Annotated in this window: 18 protein-coding genes; 10 read left to right on the top strand and 8 right to left on the bottom strand. The window is 66.9% G+C overall.

What is annotated here, in order from left to right; translation table 11 throughout:
- Nucleotides 1–71 precede the first annotated feature (71 nt).
- Nucleotides 72–995, top strand: coding sequence for a LysR family transcriptional regulator (locus J0I42_RS11420; protein WP_291654953.1), 924 nt, complete (start codon nucleotides 72–74; stop codon nucleotides 993–995).
- 59 nt (nucleotides 996–1,054) lie between these two features.
- Here the strand turns inward: J0I42_RS11420 and J0I42_RS11415 are convergent, their stop codons facing one another.
- Nucleotides 1,055–2,701 (bottom strand): caspase family protein, encoded by a 1,647-nt coding sequence (locus J0I42_RS11415; protein ID WP_291654952.1) that lies wholly within the window; start codon nucleotides 2,699–2,701, stop codon nucleotides 1,055–1,057.
- Between the two features lie 401 nt (nucleotides 2,702–3,102).
- Here J0I42_RS11415 and J0I42_RS11410 point away from each other — a divergent pair, with 401 nt between their 5' ends.
- The 5 genes from J0I42_RS11410 (at nucleotide 3,103) to J0I42_RS11390 (ending at nucleotide 7,943) form a co-directional block, all read left to right on the top strand.
- Complete coding sequence (locus J0I42_RS11410) at nucleotides 3,103–3,873, top strand: ABC transporter ATP-binding protein (RefSeq protein WP_291654951.1); 771 nt, start codon at nucleotides 3,103–3,105, stop codon at nucleotides 3,871–3,873.
- The gene (locus J0I42_RS11405) at nucleotides 3,860–4,606 is read left to right on the top strand and encodes an ABC transporter ATP-binding protein (protein ID WP_291654950.1); all 747 of its coding nucleotides are present in this window, start codon (nucleotides 3,860–3,862) and stop codon (nucleotides 4,604–4,606) included. Before J0I42_RS11410 ends, J0I42_RS11405 begins: the two co-directional genes overlap by 14 nt.
- A 60-nt stretch (nucleotides 4,607–4,666) precedes the next feature.
- A complete protein-coding gene (locus tag J0I42_RS11400) occupies nucleotides 4,667–5,869 on the top strand; it encodes an ABC transporter substrate-binding protein (protein ID WP_291654949.1) in 1,203 nt (400 codons plus the stop codon).
- A 174-nt stretch (nucleotides 5,870–6,043) separates the two neighbouring features.
- Nucleotides 6,044–6,931 (top strand): branched-chain amino acid ABC transporter permease, encoded by an 888-nt coding sequence (locus tag J0I42_RS11395; protein WP_291654948.1) that lies wholly within the window; start codon nucleotides 6,044–6,046, stop codon nucleotides 6,929–6,931.
- Nucleotides 6,932–6,950: 19 nt separating this feature from the next.
- The gene (locus tag J0I42_RS11390; RefSeq protein ID WP_291654947.1) at nucleotides 6,951–7,943 is read left to right on the top strand and encodes a branched-chain amino acid ABC transporter permease; all 993 of its coding nucleotides are present in this window, start codon (nucleotides 6,951–6,953) and stop codon (nucleotides 7,941–7,943) included.
- Between the two features lie 19 nt (nucleotides 7,944–7,962).
- Here J0I42_RS11390 and J0I42_RS11385 read toward each other — a convergent pair whose 3' ends face one another.
- Nucleotides 7,963–8,493, bottom strand: coding sequence for an isochorismatase family protein (locus tag J0I42_RS11385; RefSeq protein ID WP_291654946.1), 531 nt, complete (start codon nucleotides 8,491–8,493; stop codon nucleotides 7,963–7,965).
- Between the two features lie 130 nt (nucleotides 8,494–8,623).
- Between J0I42_RS11385 and J0I42_RS11380 the strand changes: the two genes are divergently transcribed.
- From J0I42_RS11380 to J0I42_RS11370, 3 genes are all read left to right on the top strand, one after another.
- Nucleotides 8,624–9,070, top strand: coding sequence for a MarR family winged helix-turn-helix transcriptional regulator (locus J0I42_RS11380; protein WP_291654945.1), 447 nt, complete (start codon nucleotides 8,624–8,626; stop codon nucleotides 9,068–9,070).
- A gap of 118 nt (nucleotides 9,071–9,188) precedes the next feature.
- Entirely contained in the window at nucleotides 9,189–10,682 is a 1,494-nt protein-coding gene (locus J0I42_RS11375; protein ID WP_291654944.1) for an MDR family MFS transporter, read from the top strand.
- 87 nt (nucleotides 10,683–10,769) lie between these two features.
- Nucleotides 10,770–11,330 carry a DUF1269 domain-containing protein gene (locus J0I42_RS11370; protein ID WP_291654943.1) on the top strand — a complete coding sequence of 187 codons (561 nt, stop codon included), beginning with the start codon at nucleotides 10,770–10,772 and terminating at the stop codon, nucleotides 11,328–11,330.
- 120 nt (nucleotides 11,331–11,450) lie between these two features.
- Here the strand turns inward: J0I42_RS11370 and dapD are convergent, their stop codons facing one another.
- From dapD to J0I42_RS11340, 6 genes are all read right to left on the bottom strand, one after another.
- Nucleotides 11,451–12,293 (bottom strand): 2,3,4,5-tetrahydropyridine-2,6-dicarboxylate N-succinyltransferase, encoded by an 843-nt coding sequence (dapD, locus tag J0I42_RS11365; RefSeq protein ID WP_291654942.1) that lies wholly within the window; start codon nucleotides 12,291–12,293, stop codon nucleotides 11,451–11,453.
- Between the two features lie 61 nt (nucleotides 12,294–12,354).
- Nucleotides 12,355–13,113 (bottom strand): precorrin-6A synthase (deacetylating), encoded by a 759-nt coding sequence (cobF, locus tag J0I42_RS11360; RefSeq protein WP_291654941.1) that lies wholly within the window; start codon nucleotides 13,111–13,113, stop codon nucleotides 12,355–12,357.
- 53 nt (nucleotides 13,114–13,166) lie between these two features.
- Nucleotides 13,167–13,418, bottom strand: a complete 252-nt coding sequence (locus tag J0I42_RS11355) for a hypothetical protein (protein ID WP_291654940.1) — start codon at nucleotides 13,416–13,418, stop codon at nucleotides 13,167–13,169.
- A gap of 55 nt (nucleotides 13,419–13,473) precedes the next feature.
- A complete protein-coding gene (locus tag J0I42_RS11350; RefSeq protein ID WP_291654939.1) occupies nucleotides 13,474–13,758 on the bottom strand; it encodes a hypothetical protein in 285 nt (94 codons plus the stop codon).
- 159 nt (nucleotides 13,759–13,917) lie between these two features.
- Nucleotides 13,918–14,697, bottom strand: coding sequence for a VOC family protein (locus tag J0I42_RS11345; RefSeq protein ID WP_291654938.1), 780 nt, complete (start codon nucleotides 14,695–14,697; stop codon nucleotides 13,918–13,920).
- A 23-nt stretch (nucleotides 14,698–14,720) separates the two neighbouring features.
- The gene (locus J0I42_RS11340; protein ID WP_291654937.1) at nucleotides 14,721–15,707 is read right to left on the bottom strand and encodes a TRAP transporter substrate-binding protein; all 987 of its coding nucleotides are present in this window, start codon (nucleotides 15,705–15,707) and stop codon (nucleotides 14,721–14,723) included.
- A gap of 156 nt (nucleotides 15,708–15,863) precedes the next feature.
- Here J0I42_RS11340 and J0I42_RS11335 point away from each other — a divergent pair, with 156 nt between their 5' ends.
- Nucleotides 15,864–16,739 carry an aldose 1-epimerase family protein gene (locus J0I42_RS11335; RefSeq protein ID WP_291654936.1) on the top strand — a complete coding sequence of 292 codons (876 nt, stop codon included), beginning with the start codon at nucleotides 15,864–15,866 and terminating at the stop codon, nucleotides 16,737–16,739.

The following is a 16,739-nucleotide window of genomic DNA, read 5'->3' as shown; positions in this document are numbered from 1 at the left end:
CCTGTGATGCACCACCCCGCCAATCGACAGAAGAGAGATAATTCTCACCGAGATGATCTATGATATCGATCATGCTCGACAATCTCTCCCTCGACCAGATGCGCATGTTCCGGGCGGTCTGCGACAGCGGCAGCTTCCGCGCCGCCGCCAAGGAGCTCGGCCGCGTGCAATCGGCGGTGAGCCATGCCATCGCCAAGCTGGAGAGGGAACTCGGCATCAGCCTCTTCGACCGCTCAGGCCATCGGCCGGTGCCGACACCGGAAGGCCGGGCGCTCCTCGCCAATGTTCGCGACGTGCTGCTGCGCGTCGATGCCATGCGGGCACGGGCGCGGGGGCTGCGTGAAGGCGTCGAGCTGGAACTGTCGCTGACGGTCGACGTGCTGTTTCCGCCCCTGCTGGTCGGCGCGGCGCTGGCCGAGATGAGCGTGGTCTTCCCGTCGGTCGCGATCCGGCTCTCTGCCGAGGCGCTGGGCGGCCCGATCACAGCGCTGCTGGAGCAGCGCAGCCAGGTCTCGGTCATCGTCGGCGAGAGCTTTCGCGACGCGCGCATCGCGATCGAGGCACTGACGTCGATCGAGATGATCGCGGTTACGGCCCCTTCCCATCCGCTGGCGCAGACACGCCAGCGGGTTCTCGATGCCGCCACGCTCGCCGATCATCTCCAGATCGTCCAGTTTGACCGCTCGCCGCTAACCGACGGGCGCGACATCGGCGTGATCTCGCCGCGGACCTGCCGGGTCGGCGGGCAGGACATCAAGCATGCGATGATCCGGGCAGGACTCGGCTGGGGCCGGCTGCCGGGCTGGCTGGCCGCGGAGGATATCGCCAGCGGCCGGCTGGTTCGCGTCGAGACAGGCGTGCTCGGCCGGCACGGCGCATTACCGGCCGAGGCCTATATCGGGCACCGGCTGGACGCACCGCTCGGCCCGGCCGCGCGCAGTTTCGCGTCGGCCCTGAAACGGCTCTGCGCCGAACCGTGGCCCCGCGGCGGCTGAACAAGAAAAGGCCGGCCCGAAGGCCGGCCTTCCACGTCATGGAAGCAGGGAGCGTTCCGTCAGCGCCGGAAGCCGCCGCCGATCGCGCCACCCAGCACACCGCCGACGATACCGCCGAAGATCGCGGCGCCAGCGCTGTCGCCGGCATCGCCTTCACGCGTCCGGACGCGGCCCTGATAGCCGGTGCTGGTCGTGCCGCGGCGCGGCGTCGTCGTTCCCTGATAGGTCTCGCCGCGCTCGCGAGCGAGGTCTCGCCGATACATCTCGTCGCCCTCATAGGAGCTCACATTCCGAGTGGCAGCCTTGCCTTCTCCGGCCGACTTGGTGCTGCGCTTCTTCTCGGCAGCAGCCTTTTCCTCGGCGAGGACGGCCTGATAGGCGGTCTCGCTCTGGGCGCGCAGCGCGCTGACCTGCATCGCCGTCAGGAAGCCGGTCTCCGGAATGCTGCGCGATTTCTGCCAGGCCTGGATCGCCTTGCGATGGCTCGGGCCGAAGGTCGCGGCAGCCTTGCCGGGCTGGAAGCCGCTGACGCGCAGGCGGGCCTGCACCTCGCGACGGTCCTTGGCCTCGAGCTTCATCGCGGTCTCGGTCTGCGCTGTCCCGATCTCCTTCTTGAGCGCCTCGTCGTTGACGCCGGGAGGCGTGGCGAGGAAGCCGGCGGCCGGCTTCGCCGCTTCGAGGCTGGCGAGGCGGTTGCGGGCGAAGGTCGCGAACTGGCCCGACGGGAAGGCGTCGAGATAGGCACGATAATCGGCAGCGGAATTGCCGCGCTCCGCCACTTCCCAGGTCTTGATATCGATCTGGGCACGATCGAGCGAGGGGGCCGCCGGCATGGCCGGCATCGGCACGGCGGCGTCGATGGTCTTGGTGGCGGCCACGCCCGGATCGACGGCTGCGAGCTTCAGCGTCGGGTTCATCTTGAACTCGCCGATGATCGATGAATTGGTCCAGGGCTTCTGTTTCTTGCCGGTGCTCTCCCAGACATCGGCACGCACGCGGTCCATCACCGTGGTGATCGACACCTCGGGCGTTTCGATATGCTTGAGTAATGCGCTGGTGAAGGGGCTGTTGCCGTCGCGCTCGCCGTCGAGCGCCGTGGCGCGCGGATCGGTGGCGAAGGCGATCAGGATACCGGAGGCGGACTGCGTCTCGATCGCGGTCAGGCCGCGGGTGACGGCACGCGACTTGGCGGCAAGCTGGGCGGCGAAAGGGTTGTCCCGGCAGGCGTCGAGAATCACGATATTGACGCGCTCGTCGCGCTGCATCTGGCGCAGCACGAGCTGGACGTTCACCGCCCGGAAATCGAGATCGGCTTCGGAGCGCAGCGAGGCGTCGACGGGGATGAGATAGTTCTCGTCGCCGACGGCGATGCCGTGGCCGGCATAGTAGACGAGACCGGCCTTGGCGCCGTCGAGCTTCTGCGCGAACTCGCGCACGATGCCCGTCATCTCGTCCATCTTGAGGTCATAGCCTTCCACGACATCGAAGCCGAGGCGCTTCAACGCTGCCGAGATCCCCTTGGCATCCCGCTGCGGATTGGCGAGCGGCGGCACCGCCGTATAGGCGCTGTTGCCGATGACGAGCGCGACCCGCCGCTCGGGCACGGCAGCAGAGCCAGGAGAGGCAAGCGCCACCGCTGAGAGCACCAGCGCAAAGGCGACAGCCATTCGGGCACGGAACCCTGAAACCAGAGACGCGAAGCTCACGACAATCTCCCCAATTCGGCAATCGGCTGCCCGCCCGCAACGGTCGGCGCAGCGCACGATCAAAAAACAAGGCAGCAATATGGATGAAAGCCAGCCGCCTTTTCTACCGCAACACGCTCCGGCGGTAAACCGGAACATCCCTTGGTCGCGCGAACCGTGGCGCCGGTTCAAATCCGCTCCCCTGTCGCGCGCCGGACCGCGAGCATCGAGCCGGTATGGCGGTATCCGCATCCTCCGAACGCATGAGATGCGCGACATAAGACGAAGGGATGAGTGCGCGTCTGCCAACACCGATTTGAAGCCTGCCAGCGTTGACTTATGCTCGGAGCGCGGTGCAGCATGCCATGCAAGGGGAACCGCTCAAAGAAGAAAGATAAAGCTGATGAAGGCTGGCAACCGGCATGCCTGAGGATACTATTCTTTCGACATCAGGTCTTACCAAAGAATTTGCCGGCTTTACAGCTGTTAATGGCGTCGACCTCAGCGTGCGCCGCGGGTCTATTCACGCCCTGATCGGACCGAACGGGGCCGGCAAGACGACCTGCTTCAATCTCTTGACCAAGTTCCTCGCGCCAACGCGCGGCTCGATCGTCTACAATGGCCGCGACATCACCCGCGAGAAGCCGGCGGAGATCGCCAGGCTCGGGCTGGTCCGATCCTTCCAGATCTCGGCCGTGTTCCCCCAGCTCTCGGTTCTGACCAATGTCCGCATCGCGCTGCAACGGCGCAAGCGCGGCGATTCGTTCGACTTCTGGCGATCCGAGCGATCGCTCAAGGAACTCGATGCCGAAGCGGCGGCCCTGGTCGATGCGGTCGGCCTGACCTCGTTCCTCGGGCTGACCGCAGGCGAACTCTCCTACGGCCGCAAGCGCGCGCTGGAGATCGCGACGACGCTGGCGCTCGACCCCGAAATGCTCCTGCTCGACGAGCCGATGGCCGGCATGGGCCGCGAGGATGTCGAGCGCATCGCCGCGCTGATCCGCAAGATCTCTGCCAACCGCACGATCCTGATGGTCGAGCACAATCTCTCCGTCGTGGCCTCGCTCTCGGACCGCATCACCGTGCTGGCGCGCGGCCAGGTGCTGGCGGAAGGCGACTACGCCACCGTCTCGAAGGATCCGCGCGTGGTCGAGGCCTATATCGGCTCGGGAGGCGGACATGGCCACCACTGAAGCCCTGAAGATGCCGGCCGCTGCCGCCGGCACCGCACCGCTGCTCGCGGTGCGCGGGCTCGAGGCCTGGTATGGCGAAAGCCATGTCCTGCACGGCATCGATTTCGACGTGGCGCCCGGCGAGGTCGTGACGCTGCTCGGCCGCAACGGCGCCGGCAAGAGCACGACGCTGAAGTCGATCATGGGCGTGATCGGCAAGCGCAAGGGCTCGGTCCTGCTGGAAGGCAAGGAGACGATCGCCCTGCCCTCTCGGGCCATTGCAAGACTCGGCATCGGCTTCGTGCCGGAGGAGCGCGGCATCTATTCCTCGCTCTCGGTCGAGGAGAACCTGATGCTGCCGCCGCAGGTCCGGCCCGGCGGACTTTCGCTCGACGCGATCTTCACGCTGTTCCCCAATATCAAGGAGCGCCTGAAGAGCCAGGGCACCAAGCTCTCCGGCGGCGAGCAGCAGATGCTGGCGATCGGCCGCATCCTGCGCACCGGCGCGCATCTGCTCCTACTCGACGAGCCGACCGAGGGCCTGGCGCCGGTGATCATCGAGCAGATCGGCCGCACCATCGCGAAGCTGAAGCAGGACGGCTTCACCATCATCCTGGTCGAGCAGAACTTCCGCTTCGCCCAGACGGTCGCAGACCGGCACTATGTGGTCGAGCAAGGCAAGGTGATCGACATGATCCCGAATGCCGAGCTCGACGCCAATATCGACAAGCTGCATCGCTATCTCGGCGTCTGAAGCAGCGCGATCCACCAGAACAATACCGGCTCGCCCGGCATCAACAGAGGGAGAACGATCATGAAGCTTAAGACGATTCTCGCGACCACGGCGCTCGCGGCCCTGATGGCGGCCCCGGCGCTCGCCCAGCAGATCACGGTCAAGGCCGGCGTTCTGAACGACCGCTCAGGCCTCTATGCCGACCTTGCCGGCGAAGGCTCGGTGATCGCGGCGCGCATGGCGGTCGAGGACTTCAAGGCGGCCGACAAGGGCATCAAGGTCGAGATCGTTTCGGCCGACCACCAGAACAAGCCCGATGTCGGCTCGACCATCGCCCGGCAATGGTACGACCAGGACGGCGTCGACCTGATCCTCGACGTTCCGACCTCCTCGGTCGCGCTGGCGGTGAGCCAGATCACCAAGGAGAAGAACAAGGTCCATATCAACTCGGGCGCCGGCACCTCGGACCTCACCGGCAAGGCCTGCAGCCCCAACACCATCCACTGGACCTATGACACCTACGCCCTGGCGCAGGGCACCGGCGGCGCCATGGTGAAGGCCGGCGGTGACACCTGGTTCTTCCTGACCGCGGACTACGCCTTCGGCCACGCGTTGGAGCGCGACGCCAGCGCTACCGTCATCAAGAACGGCGGCAAGGTGCTCGGCGCGGTCCGCACCCCGTTCCCGGGCACCGATTTCTCGTCCTTCCTGCTGCAGGCGCAGGCTTCCAAGGCCAAGGTCATCGGCCTCGCCAACGCCGGCAGCGACACGACCAACGCGATCAAGCAGGCGGGCGAGTTCGGCATCGTCGCCGGCGGCCAGAAGCTCGCCGGCCTGCTCGTCTTCCTGACCGACGTGCACTCGCTCGGCCTGCAGGCGGCGCAGGGCCTCGTCCTGACCGAATCCTTCTATTGGGACAAGGATGACGGGACCCGCGCCTGGTCGGAGCGCTTCGCCAAGCTCAACGGCGGCAAGAAGCCGACCATGGTCCAGGCCGGCGTCTATTCCGGGCTGCTGCACTATCTGAAGGCGGTCGAGGCGACCAAGGGCAAGGATGCGGCCGCCGTCGTCGCCAAGATGAAGGAAATGCCGACGGACGATCCGCTCTTCGGCAAGGGCACGATCCGCCCGAACGGCCGCAAGATGCACGACATGTATCTTTACGAGGTCAAGAAGCCTTCGGAGTCGAAGGGGCCGTGGGACTACTACAAGCAGATCTCGGTGCTGCCGGCGGAACAGGCCTTCCAGCCGCTGGCCGAGACGGGCTGCTCGCTCGTCAAGTAACGCGCGGCTGAATGCCGCCCAGACGTCCTCCGCCGTCATCCCGGGCGACCCCAGGTCGACCCGGGATCCATCGGAGGCTCCGGAACTCTACGATGGATCCCGGCCCTGCGCTTCGCCTGGCCGGGATGACGAAGAGGTTCAAGAGCCCGCCCCACATGATGATCTGAGCCCCGCATGTTCGAACTTCTCGGAGTCCCGCCGCAGGCGCTGTTCGGTCAGGTTCTCCTCGGCCTGATCAACGGCTCGTTCTACGCCATCCTCAGCCTCGGGCTGGCGGTGATCTTCGGGCTGCTCAACATCATCAACTTCACGCATGGCGCGCAGTACATGATGGGCGCCTTCGTCGCCTGGATGTGTCTGAACTACCTCGGCCTCAACTACTGGGCAGCGCTGCTGCTGGCGCCGATCATCGTCGGCGCGACCGGCGTCGCGGTCGAGCGGCTGCTGCTGAAGCGCATCGCCCATCTCGACCATCTCTACGGCTTACTGCTGACCTTCGGCCTGGCGCTGATCATCCAGGGCGTGTTCCGCAACCAATACGGCTCCTCCGGTCTGCCCTATGCCATCCCGCCGCAGCTCACCGGCGGCCAGAATCTCGGCTTCATGTTCCTGCCGAACTACCGGGCCTGGGTGATCGTCGCCTCGCTCGTGGTCTGCCTGGGCACCTGGTTCCTGATCGAGAAGACCAAGCTCGGCGCCTATCTGCGGGCCGCGACAGAGAACCCGACCCTGACCCAGGCTTTCGGCATCAACGTGCCTCTGCTGGTCACGCTGACCTACGGCTTCGGCGTGGCGCTCGCCGCCTTCGCCGGCGTGCTCGCCGCACCGATCTACTCGGTCAACCCGAACATGGGCGGCGACCTGATCATCGTCGTCTTCGCCGTCGTCGTGATCGGCGGCATGGGCTCGATCATGGGCGCGATCATCACCGGCTTCTCGCTCGGCCTGATCGAGGGCCTGACCAAGGTGTTCTACCCGGAAGGCGCGGCGACCGTGATCTTCGTCATCATGGTGCTGGTGCTGCTGGTGAAGCCCGCCGGCCTGTTCGGCCGCACGGCCTGACGCAAGCAAGGACAACGACATGACCGACCTTGCCTCGACCGACGCTGCCGCCACCGGCCTCACGCTCGCCGAGACCGACGACAGCACGGCGCGCCTGCACCGCAACCTGTTCATCGCCATCGCCGTGGCGCTCGTGATCGCGCCCTTCGTCGCCTACCCCGTCTTCGTGATGAAGGTGCTGTGCTTCGCGCTGTTCGCGCTCGCCTTCAATCTCCTGCTCGGCTATGGCGGCCTGCTGTCCTTCGGCCACGCCGCCTATTTCGGCATGGCGAGCTATGTGTCGGCCTATACCGCCAAGAACTGGGGCCTGACGCCCGAGCTCGCGATCCTGTTCGGCACCGCCGTCGGCGCCGTGCTCGGTCTCGTCTTCGGCGCGCTCGCCATCCGCCGCCAGGGCATCTATTTCGCCATGATCACGCTGGCGCTGGCCCAGATGGTGTTCTTCTTCTCGCTGCAGACGCCGCGCTTCACCGGCGGCGAAGATGGCATCCAGGCGGTGCCGCGCGGCAAGTTCCTCGGCCTCGTCAGCCTCGCCGACGACCGCGCGCTCTACTGGCTCGTCGCCGCCATCTTCATGGGCGGACTGCTGCTGATCTACCGCGTCATACACTCGCCCTTCGGGCAGGTCTGCAAGGCGATCCGCGACAACGAGCCCCGCGCGATCTCACTCGGCTACCGCGCCAACCAGTACAAGCTGATGGTCTTCGTGCTTTCGGCGACGCTCGCGGGCCTTGCCGGCGCGACCAAGGCGATCGTCTTCCAGCTGGCGTCGCTGACCGACGTCTACTGGACGATGTCAGGCGAGGTCGTGCTGATGACGCTGGTCGGCGGGCTCGGCACCGTATTCGGCCCGATCGTCGGCGCCATCGTCATCGTCGCGATGCAGAACTATCTCGCGACGCTCGGTGCCTGGGTCACCGTCGTCCAGGGCGTGATCTTCGTGCTCTGCGTCCTGCTCTTCCGCGAAGGCATCGTCGGCGTCATCGCAAAGGCGATCAAGAAGCCGCTCTGATCGCGGCGTCCGCAGGGCTCTAGCGGATCAGCTTCGAGACCGTCCGGAACTGCGGATGCTCGGCGCTCCGCAGCCATTCGAACAGCACCATCTCGGTGGTGACGATCTCGGCACCGTGGTTCGCCATGCGCTTCAATGCGACCGCCCGCGATTCCGGCACGCGCGAGCCGATCGCGTCGGCGACCACCACGACGCGGCGGCGATGCTCCAGCAAGGTGAGCACGGTCTGGCCGACACAGACATGCGCCTCGCAGCCGCAGACCACTAGTTCACGATCCCCCTCCACAGCCTCGAGGAAGGCCGGCTCGGCGCAGGCGTCGAAACTCATCTTGGTCACGGGCGGAGCGACACCCGCCAGTGCAGGAACCGTCGCGCCGAGGCCGCGCGGATATTGTTCGGTCAGGACCGCGGGCACGCCGAGCAGGCGCGCCGTCTCGGCGAGGCGCCCGGCATTGAGCAAGACCGTCTCACCGTCATGGATCGCCGGCATCAGCTTCGCCTGGAAGTCGATGATGACCAGAGTGGCATTCTTCGCGGCAAGCAGCGGCATGATCGACCCTTCCTCCTGGCGCCATCCGGGAACCCCATAGCGCTTCCCGGCGCCGCCTCATCAATCGGCATGGAATCTCTTTGGTCGAGCTTGGCTTGACTTGCCTAACGGCAGTCAACATGCAGACGACATGGACGGCAAACCAATCGTTCCCTTTGCGATGACGCTGCATGTGCGCGACCATTGCCTGTGCCTGCATGTGCAGCGCGCGGCCCGGGCGCTGGCGCGCCGTTTCGACGACGCGCTCCGGCCGGTCGGCCTGACCAACGGCCAATTCTCGCTGATGATGGCCCTCAACCGCCCGGTACCGGCTACGTTCGGCCCGCTGGCCGAATTGCTGGCGATGGACCGCACGACGCTCACCGCCGCGCTGAAGCCGCTGCAGCGGCGCGGCCTCGTCGATATCGCGGTCGACCCGGCCGATCGCCGCAGCCGACTTCTGACGCTGACGGAAGCCGGCAGGGCGCTGCTCGCATCGGCAGTGCCGATCTGGGAGCAGACACACGCAGCGATCGAGACCGCGATGCCCGGCGCCGCACCGGAAACCTTGCGCGAGACCCTGCGCAGCCTCGGCTGAGCCGCGGCTGCTTGCCCCGCCCATGCCGCAGAGCCGTCCCGCCACTGTGTCTCTGGCGCATAACGCCCGCTATGAGTACGCTCCTGCCATTCCTGATACGCAAGCAAGAATACAGTTCATGGACAAGCGGCTCGACACCCCAGCCCAGGCCGCGGCCATGACGCCCGCGGATATCCGTTCGATCCTGATCGGCGTCATGCTGGCGATGTTTCTCGCCGCCCTCGACCAGACCATCGTCGCGACCGCCCTGCCGACGATCGGCCGCGACCTCAACGACGTGACGCATCTCTCCTGGATCGTCACGATCTATCTGCTCGCCTCGACGGCGGTGACACCGCTCTACGGCAAGCTCGCCGATATCCACGGCCGGCGGGTGACGCTGCTCGCCGGCATCGTCGTCTTCGTGATCGGTTCGATCGCCTGCGCGCTGGCGCCTTCGCTCTGGCTGCTCGTCATCGCCCGCTTCGTGCAGGGGCTCGGCGGCGGCGGGCTGATCGCGCTCGCCCAGACCATCGTCGGCGACATGGTGCCGCCCAAGGAGCGCGGGCGCTATCAGGTCTATTTCGCCAGCGTGTTCATGTCCTCCTCGCTGCTCGGCCCGGTGCTGGGCGGCTTCCTCGCGGAAAAGCTGCATTGGTCGGTGATCTTCTGGATCAACCTGCCGCTCGGGCTCGGTGCCTACTGGATGTCGAACGCGGCCCTGAAGCGGCTGCCGCGCCATGAGCGCCCGCACAAGCTCGATGTGCTCGGCGCCATGCTGATGACGCTGGCGACGGTGTCGCTGCTGCTCGCCCTGTCCTGGGGCGGCACCGCCTATCCCTGGCGCTCCCTGCCGATCGCGGGCCTCGTCGCAGCCTCGCTCGTGCTCTGGATGCTGTTCGCCTGGCGCCTGCGCCGGGCCGCGGAGCCGCTGATCCCCCTCGATCTCTTCGGCAACGGCGTGGTCAGGCGCGGGACGGTCGCGGCCGGGTTCGGCATGGGAACATTCATCGGCCTCACCATCTATCTGCCGCTCTATTTCGAGACGGTGATGGGCCTGAGCGCCACCCATTCCGGCCTCGGCCTGCTGCCGCTGACCTGCGGCACGGTCGTCGGCGCGACCAGTTCCGGCCGGGCGATGTCGCATCTCACCCATTACAAGCGCGTGCCGCTGGCCGGGCTCTTCGTCGCAATGACAGGCGCTGCCGTGCTCGCCGTCTTCTCGGGACAGATCCCGCTCCTGCCCTTCTGCGTGATCCTGGCGATCGTCAGCATCGGCTTCGGCACACTGCTGCCCGTCGCCACCGTGGCGATCCAGAATGCCGTGCAGGCGCATCAGCTCGGCACGGTGACGGCGGTGGCCAATTTCTTCCGCCAGATCGGCGGGGCGCTGATCGTCGCGGTGTTCGGCGCGATCGTACTCGGCGGCGTCGGGGGTGCGGGCGCACAACTCTCGCCCGAGGCGCTGAAGCTCGGCACCGTCGATCGCGAGATCATGGTCGTGCTGTTCCGTTATGTCTTCGGCGCCGCGAGCCTCGGCTTCGCACTCGCCTGGCTGTCTTTGGCGCGAATGCAGGAACTGCCCTTGCGCGGCCGCGCGGTCGAGGCGGCCAAGGCGATCGGAGGCGAATAGACAGGATTGGAACCACCGCTCCGGACTGCGCGTTGCCATGAGCCCGTCATGCACACGGGCCAGCATCCGCTAGCCAGGAGTTCCGCCATGTCCGATCTCGTCGTCATCGTCTATCCGACCGAGGCCCGCGCCGAGGAGATGCGCCAGAAGCTGATCGGCCTGCAGAAGGAATACCTGATCGAGATCGGCGATGCCGCCATCGCGGTTATGCACGAAGGCGGCAAGGTGAAGCTGAACCAGCTCCTGAACACGACCGCGCTCGGCGCCGTCTCCGGCTCTTTCTGGGGACTGCTGATCGGCGCGATCTTCCTGATGCCGATCTTCGGTGCCGCGCTCGGCGCAGCCTCCGGCGCGCTCGGCGGAGCGCTGACCGATTACGGCGTTGACGACAAATTCATGAAGGATCTGTCCACCAGCCTGCAGCCCGGCAATGCGGCGCTGTTCGTACTGGTCAACAAGGTGACCGGCGACAAGGTGCTGGAGGCGATCCGCGGCACCGGCGGCACCGTGCTCAAGACCTCGCTGGACCGTTCGCAGGAGCAGAAGCTGCGCGATGCGCTGGCCGACGCCCATGGCACGACGCCACCCGCCACCGAGCCGCCGGAGCCCTATCCGCAGGGCACAGGCGCTCCCTCCCCGGTGGGTTGAGGCACCCGCACCACGTCGCTCTCGGGCCGCGCATCGCGCGGACCCGAGAATCTCAGAATGAGAAGATGCTGGCTTCCGGGATGCCCGGGTCAAGCCCGGGCATGACGTAGCGCGACCAGGTCAGTCGCGGAGCAACTCGTTGATACCGGTCTTGGAGCGCGTCTGCGCGTCGACCGTCTTGACGATCACGGCGCAGGAGAGCGCCGGGCCCGGCGTGCCATCCGGGAAGGGCTTGCCCGGCAGCGAGCCCGGCACCACCACTGAATAGGGCGGCACCTTGCCGACATGGACCTGGCCGGTGGCGCGGTCGACGATCTTCGTCGAAGCCGAGATGAAAACGCCCATCGAGAGCACCGAGCCCTCGCCGACGATCACGCCCTCGACGACCTCGGAGCGGGCGCCGATGAAGCAGTTATCTTCGATGATGGTCGGGTTGGCCTGCAGCGGCTCGAGCACGCCGCCGATGCCGACGCCGCCCGAGAGATGCACGTTCTTGCCGATCTGGGCGCAGGAGCCGACCGTCGCCCAGGTGTCGACCATGGTGCCGGAATCGACATAGGCGCCGATATTGACGAAGGATGGCATCAGCACGACGCCGGACGCGATGAAGGAGCCCTTGCGCGCTGCTGCCGGCGGCACGACGCGGAAGCCCGCCGCGCGGAAGCGGTTCTCGCCCCAGCCCTCGAACTTCGACGGTACCTTGTCCCAGAACACGCTCTCGCCCGGGCCATGCGCCATGATGACGTTGTCGGTGAGGCGGAAGGAGAGCAGCACCGCCTTCTTCAGCCACTGATGCACGATCCAGTCGGCACCCTGCTTCTCGGCGACGCGTGCCTGGCCGGCATCGAGCATCTCGATCGCCTGCTCGACGGCTTCACGGACAGCGCCTTTGGTCTGGAAGCCGATCTCGGCCCGGTTTTCCCAGGCGGCGTCGATGGTGGCGGCGAGATCGGTAAGGGACATCGGGCGGCTCCGGCGCTTCCAGAAAGATCGGCGCGAGCGATGGCGGATGCAGGCGCCTGCGTCAAGCCGGGCGGCGGCGCAGCAAGTATGTGTCCATGATCCAGCCATGCCGGGCGCGGGCTTCCGCCCTCACCTCGGCGATCTCGGCGGAGAGTTCGGCCAGTGAGCCGGCACGCAGGATCTCGTCGGGCGTGCCGAGATAGGCGCCCCAGTAGATGTCGATCCCGACAGGATCGACCCTTGCAAAAGTCTGCTCGCCGTCGAGCATGACGACGACGCTGTCCTGATCGGCCGGGAAGCCGGCCGCCAGCTTACGCCCGGTGGTGATCAGGATCGGCGCACCAATGGTGTTGAGCGGGATGCGGTGGCGCGCTGCCAGGACCTGGACGCTGCTGATGCCGGGATGAACCCGCCAGTCGAGGCCGAGGCCCGAGGCGGCGACGCGCTCCATGATGCGCAGCGTCGAATCGTAGAGTGCCGGGTCGCCCCAGACGAGCAGCGCGCCGGTCTGCCCGTCCTGCAGTTCGGCTTCGAACAGGGCGCGGTAGCGCGCGGCGATGCGCTCATGCCAGTCGTCGACGACGCCATGGTAGTCGCTGCCGGCTTCGGCCCGGCGCGGGATCTCGACGGGAACCGTGCGGTAGCCCGGCTTGCGGATGAAGCGGGCGCAGATCGCCTCGCGGAGGGCGCGCAAGGCGGCCTTCTCCTCGCCCTTGTCGGGGATGAACAGGATATCGGCACGGTTCAGCGCCTCGATCGCCTCGACCGTCATGTGGTCGGGATTGCCGGACCCGATGCCGATGATGAGGATGTTGCGCATGCCGCTCCGCCGCTTTGCGGCGATCTAGCATGGCCGGCGCGCGGAATGCGAGATCAGGCCCGGCCGAGCACGACCATGCTGGCGAGATCGGGCTGCAGGGTGGGCGTGGCGCTCAGCGCCAACGCCGTCTGAAGCGCCTCCAGATCCTCCGGGAGGCGCGGATGCCAGCCGCAAGGGCATGGCTGGTCACCGCAATGAGCATCCGCCACCTCTCTGTAGACAGAACCGACCACCGCCGCCGCCAGCTCGATCAGGGCGAGAGGCGGCAGGCGAGTATCGCGGAGCGCGGCGCAAAAAGCTGTCATGACCGCTTCCCGGATCTCGGCCCGGGCGGTCCCCAGCGATTCGGCGCTCCCCAGATCAGGCTGCACGTTCGATGCCCTTGATGGCGGCATGGAGGCGGCGCTGTGGCCCCTGGATGGGTTTCGGTCCTTGCTCAGGCAAGGCAACTGCGAGCAACTCCACGAGGCGCTGCATGTGAGGCGGCAATGCCGCATCGGCATCGAGATCGCCCGGTCCTTTGGCCAGCGCAAGCGCCCGGCGCAGTTCAGGCCGGCTCGCGCCGGTGCGGACGATTTCGCGGATGATGATCTCGTCGATGCGGCCGATCGCGGCCGCGACATCGACCTCGGTGACTCCACCCATTCCGGTCCCTCCGTCGGCTGATTCACTGATCGCGAGGGAGAGATAAGCGCACCGGTGATTCGATGCAAGAGCTTGTTATTACTACATAAATAGAACTATTTTAAGGTAACGGGCCGCTCTCGCCCGCCCGCGTGACCGCATCATGACGGAGCCCTGCGCTCAGAGGTCGCGGACGATTTCCAGGCGGGCACCATGGGCGAGGCCTTCGTCCAGGCGGGCGTCGTCCGGGCCGTAGAAGGAGACGGCGTAAGCGCCCTGCCCGCGGCGGACGAGGTGCTCACCGAGGCTGGCCGCGGCCGGGCCGCGCGGCTCTGTCAGGGACAGGGTTTGCCGGGCGATGCGGAACTGCGCGAGCCCGAAGCCCAACCCAGGGAGGCCGCCCAGAGCGACCGGCTCCTGCCCGAGCAGAGCGCGATAGCGCGCGACCGAGGTTGCAAGGTCCTGCACCGCCACGGTGACGCCGGCGACCCCGGTCACGCCATTGGCATGGCGGCGGGCCGCTCCTTCAGGAACGCGCAGGCTGCGGGCGGTCACATCGGTACAGAGGAAAGGGATATCGGGCTCGGGCGGACGGGCCGAACGCCAGGCGATGCGCGTGCCGTCGGGCTTGAGCCGGCCGCCGTCGATCGGGCCGTCCATGACGATGCCGGCGGCGCGGGCACGGGCGAGATCGGCGTCGAGATCATCCGGCAGCACGGCATAGTCGACGAGGCCGGGGCCGGCACGGTCCAGCACCTGCCACCAGCGATAGTCCGGCAGCGGGCGCGGAAAGGCGATGATCTCGAGATAGGCGCCGTCCTCGAACACGACCAGCGCATTGCGCGAGCCGCGCGGATGCTCGCCGCCGGGCAGAACCGTGAAGCCGAGCGCGGTGTAGTCGCGGATGGCGGCGTCGAGATCGGCGACGGCGATGACGATATGGTCGATCGAAAGCGTCATGGTCCTCGTCCTCAATGCTGGTTTCACGCGCTCTGCGCGATGGCTTCGATGCCCGACATGCCGCCGAGCTGCGGGGCGAAGCCTTCCCAGACCTTGCGCGCGCCATCCTGCCAGCCCTGGCGGTTCTCGGCCGGCACGACCTTGCCGCCTTCGGCCTTGGCGCGCGCCATCGAGGCTTCCTCGTCCGCCCGCATCAACTCGTCGAAATAGGCGATACCCTCGGTCACAGCGGCCGTCAGCGCCTCGCGGTCCTGTTGCGTCAGCGCTTTCCAGAAGGGCGCCGCGAACATCACGACGCCGCTCGCCCAGATATGGCCGGTTTCGATCAGCACCGGCACAACTTCATGCAGACGGAAGCCGACATAGGCGGATTTGGTCAGGTCCATGCAGTCGACCACGCCGGTCTTGAGAGCGTTATAGGTCTCGGGGATCGGAATCGGCGTGGGAAAGGCGCCGAAGCCCGACCAGAGCGCGGTGTGCAGCGGGCTCTGGATAACGCGAATGCGCTTGCCCTTGACCGAGGCAGGCGTCGTCAAGGGCTCCTTCGCCAGCAAATGGCGGGCGCCGTAATTGATGAAGCCCGGCACGACGAAGCCCTGTGCCTCGTAGAGCTTCCTGAGCTCCACGCCGAGCGGCCCGGCCAGCACGCGCGCAAGATGGCCGCGATCGCGGAACAGGAAGGGCAGGTCGAGGATCTGCCCGGCAGGAACCCAGCCTGACAGCGAGGACACGGTCGAGAGCGCCGCCTGGATCGAACCCAGACGCAGGCCCTCGGCCACCTCCTTCTCGCCACCAAGCGCCGCATTGGGCACGATCCGCAGGTCGAAACGGCCGGGCGCCGTGCTGGCGAGGATCTCGGCAATACGCCGCCAGACCCGGGTCTCCGGCTTGTCCTCGCCGAGGAGCGACGCGACGGTCATGGGACGACCGGCCGCAAAGGCCAAACCACCGTTCAAGATGGCTGGCGCGGCGAGCGAACCGGCGGCGAAGTGGCGGCGGGTGATCAGCAAGGCTTGCCTCCTTCGGCACAGGTAGCGGAATCGCGCGAAACGCGCCCCGCCGCAAGAGGCGCGCGCATCTGAAGGCATGCGACACATCCGGAAAGCGCAGTGGATTTCGCCGGCACCGATCGGCTATCGGGACAGGAGCGGCCGACGGAGACGATGATGAGCGAGACCCATGAGATTGCTTCCGACCGGCTGCGTGCGACGCTCCGGGCGCAAGGCGGCGAATTGATCGCGCTCTCCGACGCGGACGGACCGGCGCTCTGGCATGGCGGGCCGGACTGGCCGCGCCATGCGCCGGTGCTGTTCCCGATCGTCGGACGGCTCACGGGTGACACGCTGATCCATCAGGGACGCTCCTACCGGCTGACGCAGCACGGCTTCGCGCGCGACAGCCTGTTCACCTGGGTCGAGCGCAGCGCCGAACGGGCCGTGCTGGAACTGCGGGAAAGCCCGGAGACGCTGGCGATCTATCCGTTCCGGTTCGTGTTGCAGATGATCTACGAAGTCGCGGGCGATACGCTGACCGTGACCTCGCGGGTCAGCAATCCCGCCGAGGTCGAGCTGGTCTGCGGTGTCGGCGCGCATCCGGCCTTTCTCTGGCCGCTGAGCGAGGATGTCTCGAAGCAGGCGCATCGCCTGACCTTCCCGCAGACAGAGCCCGGTCAGGGTCTCGGCGTCGAGGCCGGCCTGCTGACAGCACCGATCCCCCTGCCCTTCTCCGGCACCGAATTGCCACTCGATGAGAGCCTTTTCGCCAACGATGCGATCGTGATCCCGGACGCTGCAAACCGCTCCGTGCGCTTTGCCGCGCTCGACGCGTCAGGACGAGAGCGCCGCGCCCTGACCGTGAGCTGGGAAGGCTACAAGGACCTCGGCATCTGGTCGAAGCCGACAGGCGCGCCGTTCCTGTGCATCGAGCCCTGGTACAGCATGGCGAGCCCCGCCGGCTGGCAAGGCGAAATCGCGGAGAAGCCCGGCATCCTCAAGTTGGCGCCGGGCGAGAGCCGCGATTTCGTGTGGCGCGCGACGCTTTAG

It is taken from the genome of Allobosea sp., assembly GCF_017308015.1.
Lineage (GTDB): Bacteria > Pseudomonadota > Alphaproteobacteria > Rhizobiales > Beijerinckiaceae > Allobosea.
This window is presented reverse-complemented; position numbering and strand designations above follow the sequence as displayed.

Coding starts and splice junctions, on each gene's coding strand:
- J0I42_RS11390 (WP_291654947.1), top strand. CDS start 6,951: ATGACCGACCTTGCCTCGACCGACGCTGCCGCCACCGGCCTCACGCTC.
- J0I42_RS11385 (WP_291654946.1), bottom strand. CDS start 8,493: ATGCCGCTGCTTGCCGCGAAGAATGCCACTCTGGTCATCATCGACTTC.
- J0I42_RS11345 (WP_291654938.1), bottom strand. CDS start 14,697: ATGACGCTTTCGATCGACCATATCGTCATCGCCGTCGCCGATCTCGAC.
- J0I42_RS11395 (WP_291654948.1), top strand. CDS start 6,044: ATGTTCGAACTTCTCGGAGTCCCGCCGCAGGCGCTGTTCGGTCAGGTT.
- J0I42_RS11420 (WP_291654953.1), top strand. CDS start 72: ATGCTCGACAATCTCTCCCTCGACCAGATGCGCATGTTCCGGGCGGTC.
- J0I42_RS11355 (WP_291654940.1), bottom strand. CDS start 13,418: ATGACAGCTTTTTGCGCCGCGCTCCGCGATACTCGCCTGCCGCCTCTC.
- J0I42_RS11375 (WP_291654944.1), top strand. CDS start 9,189: ATGGACAAGCGGCTCGACACCCCAGCCCAGGCCGCGGCCATGACGCCC.
- J0I42_RS11400 (WP_291654949.1), top strand. CDS start 4,667: ATGAAGCTTAAGACGATTCTCGCGACCACGGCGCTCGCGGCCCTGATG.
- cobF (WP_291654941.1), bottom strand. CDS start 13,113: ATGCGCAACATCCTCATCATCGGCATCGGGTCCGGCAATCCCGACCAC.
- dapD (WP_291654942.1), bottom strand. CDS start 12,293: ATGTCCCTTACCGATCTCGCCGCCACCATCGACGCCGCCTGGGAAAAC.
- J0I42_RS11405 (WP_291654950.1), top strand. CDS start 3,860: ATGGCCACCACTGAAGCCCTGAAGATGCCGGCCGCTGCCGCCGGCACC.
- J0I42_RS11380 (WP_291654945.1), top strand. CDS start 8,624: ATGGACGGCAAACCAATCGTTCCCTTTGCGATGACGCTGCATGTGCGC.
- J0I42_RS11350 (WP_291654939.1), bottom strand. CDS start 13,758: ATGGGTGGAGTCACCGAGGTCGATGTCGCGGCCGCGATCGGCCGCATC.
- J0I42_RS11370 (WP_291654943.1), top strand. CDS start 10,770: ATGTCCGATCTCGTCGTCATCGTCTATCCGACCGAGGCCCGCGCCGAG.
- J0I42_RS11410 (WP_291654951.1), top strand. CDS start 3,103: ATGCCTGAGGATACTATTCTTTCGACATCAGGTCTTACCAAAGAATTT.
- J0I42_RS11335 (WP_291654936.1), top strand. CDS start 15,864: ATGAGCGAGACCCATGAGATTGCTTCCGACCGGCTGCGTGCGACGCTC.